This window comes from Paenibacillus naphthalenovorans, from assembly GCF_900099895.1.
In the GTDB taxonomy this organism is placed as follows: Bacteria; Bacillota; Bacilli; order Paenibacillales; family NBRC-103111; genus Paenibacillus_G; species Paenibacillus_G naphthalenovorans.
In genome coordinates this window covers 187,586-194,306 of the sequence record NZ_FNDY01000008.1, presented here as the reverse complement: position 1 = coordinate 194,306, position 6,721 = coordinate 187,586, and the positions used below count along the sequence as shown (strand labels likewise).

Sequence of the window (6,721 nt, the reverse complement as noted above, 5' to 3'; positions counted from 1 at the left end):
GAAAGAACGAAGCAAAGCGCTTACAAGGAAGAGGTTCCTTCGGGGTTCGCGTTCCAGGCATCTTAAATGACTGCCCACGCTAGCTTGACACTGACCAATCCGCAGGCGGTTTTGACAATCGATCGGCGGATTGCTAGTCTAGAAATAGTGTATCATGTTCGCTGAATTTATGCAAACATATGTTCGTATCTCTATTGTACAGGAGGGTTTCTTGATGTCCTTAACTTATTTATATCAGGACCGGTTCGTTTCAAAAGAAGAACTCCAGATTTCTCCCGAAGACCGCGGTTATTATTTTGGCGATGGGGTCTATGAAGTATTTCGCGTATATCATGGAAGGCTGTATGAAGCCGCGGCTCATTTTGAGCGCTGGGAGAAAAGCGCCGCTGCTTTGAGAATTCCGCTTCCCCTTCCTTCCGGGGAGCTGACGGGACGACTGGAAGAACTGATCCGCATCAACGGCTTGTCCGAGGGTACCGTGTACATGCAGGTGACCCGTGGAGCCGCACCGCGTTCACATCCGTTTCCCGCGGACACCAAGCCGATCCTGATGGCGTATACCACCGAAGCCCGCCGTCCGCTGAACACCATGAAAGAAGGCATCTCGGCCGTGACGATGGAAGACATCCGCTGGCTCCGCTGCGATTTGAAGACATTAAATCTGCTGCCCAATGTCCTGGCCAAGCAGCATGCGGTGGATCAGGGAGCCGGCGATGTCATTCTGCATCGCAACGGCACCGTAACGGAATGCAGCGCATCCAATATCATGATCGTCAAAGACGGCGCCGTTATTACGCATCCTGCCAACCATCTGATCCTGCACGGCATCACCCGCGCGGTTGTGCTCCGGCTGGCTCAAGGACTCGGCCTCTCCGTTCGGGAAACGCCATTTACATTGAAAGAGCTTCGCGCCGCAGATGAAGTTTTCATCACGGGTACGACCGTGGAAGTCACTCCTGTCATCTCCGTCGACGGCGTCCCCGTAGCCGACGGCCGTCCGGGAGAGATCACCCGCAGGCTGCAAAACGAGTTTGAGAAGACGATTTCGTTCTAGTCCATCACATTACAGTATCCCCTGTACCAAAGTGCCTTACGCCGCCGCACAGTACCTGCCGTGCGGCTTTTGACCGTTGGCCGGCGGATCAGCCGAAAATGCGGGATTGACAGATAAACCGTCCAGACGGTACAGTGTTTTTTATGGACGATGCTCCGGTCTGCTTGCAGGTGTCACTCTACATCCGGAGCCGCTCCTAGAGAAGCTTCAGGAGCCGGATCAGATTTGGCGGCGCAGCAGGCTTAACGAAGGAGGAACGGCATTGAAAGCTTATTTATTCTTGGCCTTGGCGATTGGATTTGAACTGTTCGGCACTTCCATGCTGAAAGCATCCGGGGGGTTTACCAAATTACTTCCCAGTATTGGCGTCATCATCGGTTTTTCGGCGGCCTTCTATTTACTTTCTTTATCCCTGCAGCAAATCCCCTTGGGCATCGCTTATGCTATTTGGTCCGGAGTCGGTACGGCCGCCACTGCGCTCATCGGCTTTCTGGTTTGGAAAGAAAAATTGAGCTTAAACACAGTGGTTGGAGTCTTGCTTATTATTGCGGGAGTGATTGTATTAAATCTGAGAACCGTCAAATCCTGATGCTGCCGGCATGTTGGTCTTGTTGATCATGGTCTGTCACAGCTTCGTGGCCAAAACGAAAAAACCGGAGACCGCTATCTCCGGAGATTCCACTCTGAATTGCCGTACTTCTCAACCCTTAACCGTTCGACGAGCTCCTGTTCATAGGCCGTCAGTTCTGCCGGGACCAGCCGAATCCCCAGCCCTTCTTCAATGCCTGCCAGGAAAGCCTCTTCCACCTCGGTCAATGTCACCCTCGGCAGACCCGCTCCGCCGCGCACTTCATTAATCGCAACCGCCTTCTTTAAAAACTGCTGCTTCATCCGCTCCATCACGCGCTCGCTGGAGAAGCGCAGCAATCTGAACAACTGATCCGCATCGAGATCCAGAAGAATCGAGCCGTGCTGAAGCACAACGCCTTTCTGCCGGGTTTGCGCGCTCCCGGCCACCTTCCTTCCCTCTACGACAAGCTCGTACCAGGACGGAGAATCGAAGCAGGCAGCCGAACCCATGGATGCGTACTTCTCCTTGTCTTCTTCATTCTCCAGCTGGACCATCTCCGCCGACAACCCAAGCTTGCGAAACCCGAGCAGCAGCCCTTCGCTGAGCACACGGTACGCCTCGGTGACGCTCCGCGGAATGCCGGGATAGCTTTCCGACACGATCATGCTGTACGTCAGCTCCTTATCGTGAAGCACGGCGCGCCCTCCGGTCGCCCTCCGGACAAAGCCGATGCCTTCCTGCTCCAGCGCGTCGAAATTCACCTCGCTTAAAGCTTTCTGAAAAAAACCGACCGACAGCGTTGCGGGATCCCATCCATAAAACCTGACGGTTGGAGCAACCAGGCCCTCGCTATGTGCCGTCAGAATCGCTTCATCCACAGCCATATTGTAATCCGGCGCGCCAAAGCCCGAACGGATAAACCGCCATTCTCTGTTCATCTATATCACCATTCCTTTACTGTACGTCAGCCCGCCATGTTCACAGCGTGTCTTAATGCCATACGCGCAGAAATCGCCGTCGCAATTACGCTGTTACCCCATCATAAAACATTACCGTACGGTTTGAAAGCCCCTAATTTGTACATACTAAAAATTAACTTTAGGCCTTGTCTATACTTTCTGAATCACCAAAAAAGGAGCGCGTGAGAATGCAACCAACCGAGCGAAAAGAGCACGTGCGGCAGCTGAATGAACATGTAGAGCTCCATTACGACAGAGAATGGTTTGAGCAGTTGCATGAGAGGGCGCTGCACAACGGCCCCTGGGATGACCCCGTCATGTTCAGGCTCGCCCTCGAGGCCGAGCAGGCCGGACTCATCCGCAGCTTCGACGAGCTTCAATGCCTGACCCATCTGCCGAGCCTCGTTCCGATGGAGCATCAAATCGAAACCGCCAAAAAAGTGCTGACCGAAATGCGGGGACGGGCCATTCTTGCCGATGAAGTAGGGCTTGGCAAAACCATTGAGGCGGGACTCATCCTCAAGGAGTACATGATCCGGGGCCTGGTTCAAAAAGTGCTCATTCTCGTTCCCGCTTCTTTGGTGCTGCAATGGGTCCGGGAGCTGAATCAAAAGTTCGGGATCCCCGCAGTGGCGCAAAAGAAAGAATATATGTGGGTGCAAAACGATATTGTCGTCGCCTCGATGGATACCGCTAAGCGCGATCCGCACCGGGACATCGTGCTTGGCATTGAATACGATATGCTGATCGTCGACGAAGCGCACAAGCTGAAAAACAAAAAAACAACCAACTACCGTTTTATCAACGAGCTGCGTAAAAAATACTGCCTTCTGCTGACAGCAACGCCGGTTCAGAACGATCTCAAGGAGCTGTACAACCTGATTACGCTGCTAAAGCCGGGTCAGCTTGGCGGACAAGGCAGCTTCCAGTCCAATTATGTCGTCGGCAAACGCATCCCCAAGAACGAGGACCAGCTCCAGCAGGAGCTGAGCAAGGTCATGATCCGCAACCGCCGAAGCGACGGCAACGTAAGCTTCACCAAACGGATTGTGCGCAATATTCCGCTCCAGTTATCGGACGAGGAGCAGGCGCTGTACGATGGAGTAACCGATTTCGTCAAAACACGCTATCAGGAGTCCGGGGGCGATATCGGCAGCATGCTCTCCCTTGTCACGCTGCAGCGTGAAGTATGCTCCAGCCGGGATGCCGTCTTTATTACGCTGGTCAACATGTTCAAAAAAACCGATGAAAACTCACCCCTCCGGCAGCGGATTTGGGAGCTTGTGGAGAAAATCCGCGGCGTCAAAGCCAATACGAAAGCCGAAAAGGTATTGGAGCTCATCGAGTCCATTAACGATAAAACGATTATTTTCACAGAGTACCGCGCATCCCAGGAATATTTGCTGCAGTATTTAAAGGAACATAAAATTCCGGCCGTTCCCTACCGAGGTGGGATGAACCGCGGCAAAAAGGATTGGATGATGGACTTGTTCCGGGGACGCGCCCAAGTGCTTATTGCCACGGAGGCCGGGGGAGAAGGAATCAACCTTCAATTTTGCCATCACATGATCAATTTCGATTTGCCGTGGAATCCTATGCGGGTCGAACAGCGGATCGGCCGTGTGCACCGGCTCGGACAGAAGGAAGACGTCAAAATCTACAATTTGTCGACGCTCGGGACGATCGAAGAGCATATTCTCTCCCTGCTGCATGAGAAAATTAACATGTTTGAGCTGGTGATCGGTCAGCTGGATACGATTTTGGAACGGTTTGAGCAAAAAACATCCTTAGAGTCGCATCTGGCCAAAATGATCCTCACCTCCAACAGCAAGGACGAAATCCGCCGGCAGCTCGATGATCTGGGGCGGTCGTTCACGGTGGTGAAATCCCAGGTGGAGCAAGAATTAAACGAATCGGCGGGGCTTTCGAATCCGGTGAATTCCTCCCTGCACACGGTTAGAGTCCAGCAATACGGCAGCGGGGAGGTGCAGCCATAAGCATGAATGCGCAGGAAATCCAGTTCTACGTTTTGCGCTATTTGGAGGCCGAGCAGTGTGACATTCTCGAAAAGCATCCCGCCTACATCACCGTCAAGCTGTCCCCTTCCGCCGACAAAGCTTTAACGCAGCGGCCGTATTATTGGAGCTTTGTGGAACGGACCGGGGCCGTACCGGAAACCATGACCTGCACGTTCATTTTCGATCCCGAAGCCTATCGGGAGCTTCATCCGCAGCAGGGATCGCAAAATGTGCCGGCCGCTCCTGCGGTACAGCCTGCAGCTCAACCCGGTACGCCGCAGCCTCAAGGCGACAGTATTCTGGGCCGCTACTTCGGCTTCGTGCCCACGGTCTTCACTGCCCGCGTTCCTCGCGACGAGCTGACCTACGGCAGCCGCCGGCTCGAACAGATCTTCTCCGCCGTCCGCGGTAAAGGCCGGTTCGTGAGGCTGTTCGAGCAGTACGCGCCGGAGCAGCCCAAGCAAGCGGCGACGATCCCTTACGAAACATGGCTTGGCGTCAACTACAAAGTGGAATTCGCCTGCGACATGAAGCGCAGTGAAATCCATTCGTTGGGCATTCAGCTGCAGACCGGTGATATTATCGAGCGGTTCCATGACCGTTTAGCCGGCAAAAAGCTGACTCCGCGACTGCCTGCCCATGTCTATGTCACACCGGACCGGATCACACTCCCCCGGGCGGTGATCTATCTCGAGGATTACTTGGAAAAGAAGATGGCTGAATACGATCACCGATGGGCGCAGGAAGCGCAGCTTCGGCTCAAGGATGAAATGAACCGGGTACGTGCTTATTACGAGCCTCTGCTTCAGGATGCCGGACAGGACGACAAGGCCGAAATTGAAGCGCGGTTTACCGCCCGCCTTCAGGAAGTGGAGTGGCAGTACCGACCGCGCATTCAAATATCCGCCATAAATTGCGGTTTGTTTCATTTTCTTTCCATGCAGGAACCAAACCGGTGACGAACTTCCCCGAACTAAAACAAATTTACGGGAAACTTTTTCAGGCCAAGGCTACAGGTTCTAACAAACTTTTCAGCGCATATGCTTTAAAGTATAAGGCATATTCGCCAAGCGAGCGCATAGTGCCCAATGAACCGACTCTCAAGTGAAGCAGGTGTATGGATAAGATGAATAAGCTTCTTTACTATCTGACGTCACTGCTCCTTAGTACAAGCCTGCTTGCTGCGGCAACATTGGATTCATGGCCCGCTGACGCCGTGCAGGCAGCGCCGCAGGAGCCGGCCGTTCAGACGCTGCAGGTGCAGCCGGCCATACAGCGTGATCTTTCAGCCCCATCCCTTCAGAACGCGATGGACCGTATCATCCGGGAGCTGGCGTCCCAACAAGGGTTCGAGCAATGGAAACAAGGCGCTTGGACAACCTATCCGCTCGGACCGGGAACACACGGATGGATTGTCATGATTACGGTGGACGGGAAGGAAGCCGGCTATCTGGTCGTTCAAGCCTCCGGACAGGATACATACCGTTTGATCGAATACGGCAAAGGCCCTTACCCGCTTTTCAGCATGCAGACGCTGTACCGCAGTCTGGTACGGCTTGACATTATTGAATATCCTTATCACTTGGAACGTATATATTATAATCCTCTTGAGGCGCTCTGGAAGGTCACGGCACCGCAGGCGGACCGGGTTTGGTATATCGACGCCAAATCCGGCGAAGAGCTGCCGTTGACCAACGACAGCCAACTGCCCGCGGCCGATTCAGGCCTGTTGGTGAAACCGCTCCCGGTCACCGATTCGGATGCTTTGAATACTATAATAGCAGCCGGTCAAACGGAGCCTTCGGAAGCCTATGAACGGCTTCCCTGGGTGAAGAACAAGCCAGAGACGCTCATTCGCTTCGAGCTGCTGCAGAAGTGGATCGATCAAGGACGCAAGCCCATTTTCGCAGCCGAGCTATATGGCGGCAGGGTCCACGTGCCATTGCCTGTAACCGGTTATCAGGCTTGGTCCGGCGGCGAGAGCTACGTGGGGGTTCGACAGGATGACGATCGCTATCTCCCCCTCCATACGATCAATCCGCTTGGCGGATTTTATCCCTAACGGTTTTTCTCCTCTCTTCCTTATATAGAAAAGCTTCCTTCTTCATGGGCGGCATGG

General features: G+C 53.8%; 6 protein-coding genes. 5 read left to right on the top strand and 1 reads right to left on the bottom strand.

Features of this window, described 5'->3' with window-relative positions:
- The first annotated feature begins 214 nt into the window (after positions 1–214).
- Positions 215–1,054, top strand: coding sequence for a D-amino-acid transaminase (gene dat, locus BLT35_RS10955; RefSeq protein WP_062407265.1), 840 nt, complete (start codon positions 215–217; stop codon positions 1,052–1,054).
- Between the two features lie 262 nt (positions 1,055–1,316).
- Positions 1,317–1,643 carry a DMT family transporter gene (locus tag BLT35_RS10950; RefSeq protein WP_054818015.1) on the top strand — a complete coding sequence of 109 codons (327 nt, stop codon included), beginning with the start codon at positions 1,317–1,319 and terminating at the stop codon, positions 1,641–1,643.
- A gap of 74 nt (positions 1,644–1,717) precedes the next feature.
- Here BLT35_RS10950 and BLT35_RS10945 read toward each other — a convergent pair whose 3' ends face one another.
- The gene (locus BLT35_RS10945; protein ID WP_062407264.1) at positions 1,718–2,563 is read right to left on the bottom strand and encodes a lipoate--protein ligase family protein; all 846 of its coding nucleotides are present in this window, start codon (positions 2,561–2,563) and stop codon (positions 1,718–1,720) included.
- Positions 2,564–2,772: 209 nt separating this feature from the next.
- Between BLT35_RS10945 and BLT35_RS10940 the strand changes: the two genes are divergently transcribed.
- From BLT35_RS10940 to BLT35_RS10930, 3 genes are all read left to right on the top strand, one after another.
- Positions 2,773–4,581 (top strand): DEAD/DEAH box helicase, encoded by a 1,809-nt coding sequence (locus BLT35_RS10940; protein ID WP_062407262.1) that lies wholly within the window; start codon positions 2,773–2,775, stop codon positions 4,579–4,581.
- Between the two features lie 2 nt (positions 4,582–4,583).
- Positions 4,584–5,561 (top strand): YqhG family protein, encoded by a 978-nt coding sequence (locus tag BLT35_RS10935; RefSeq protein WP_062407260.1) that lies wholly within the window; start codon positions 4,584–4,586, stop codon positions 5,559–5,561.
- A 158-nt stretch (positions 5,562–5,719) separates the two neighbouring features.
- On the top strand, positions 5,720–6,664 hold the full coding sequence (locus BLT35_RS10930) for a hypothetical protein (protein WP_254777543.1): 945 nt from the start codon (positions 5,720–5,722) through the stop codon (positions 6,662–6,664).
- The last annotated feature ends 57 nt before the right edge of the window (positions 6,665–6,721 follow it).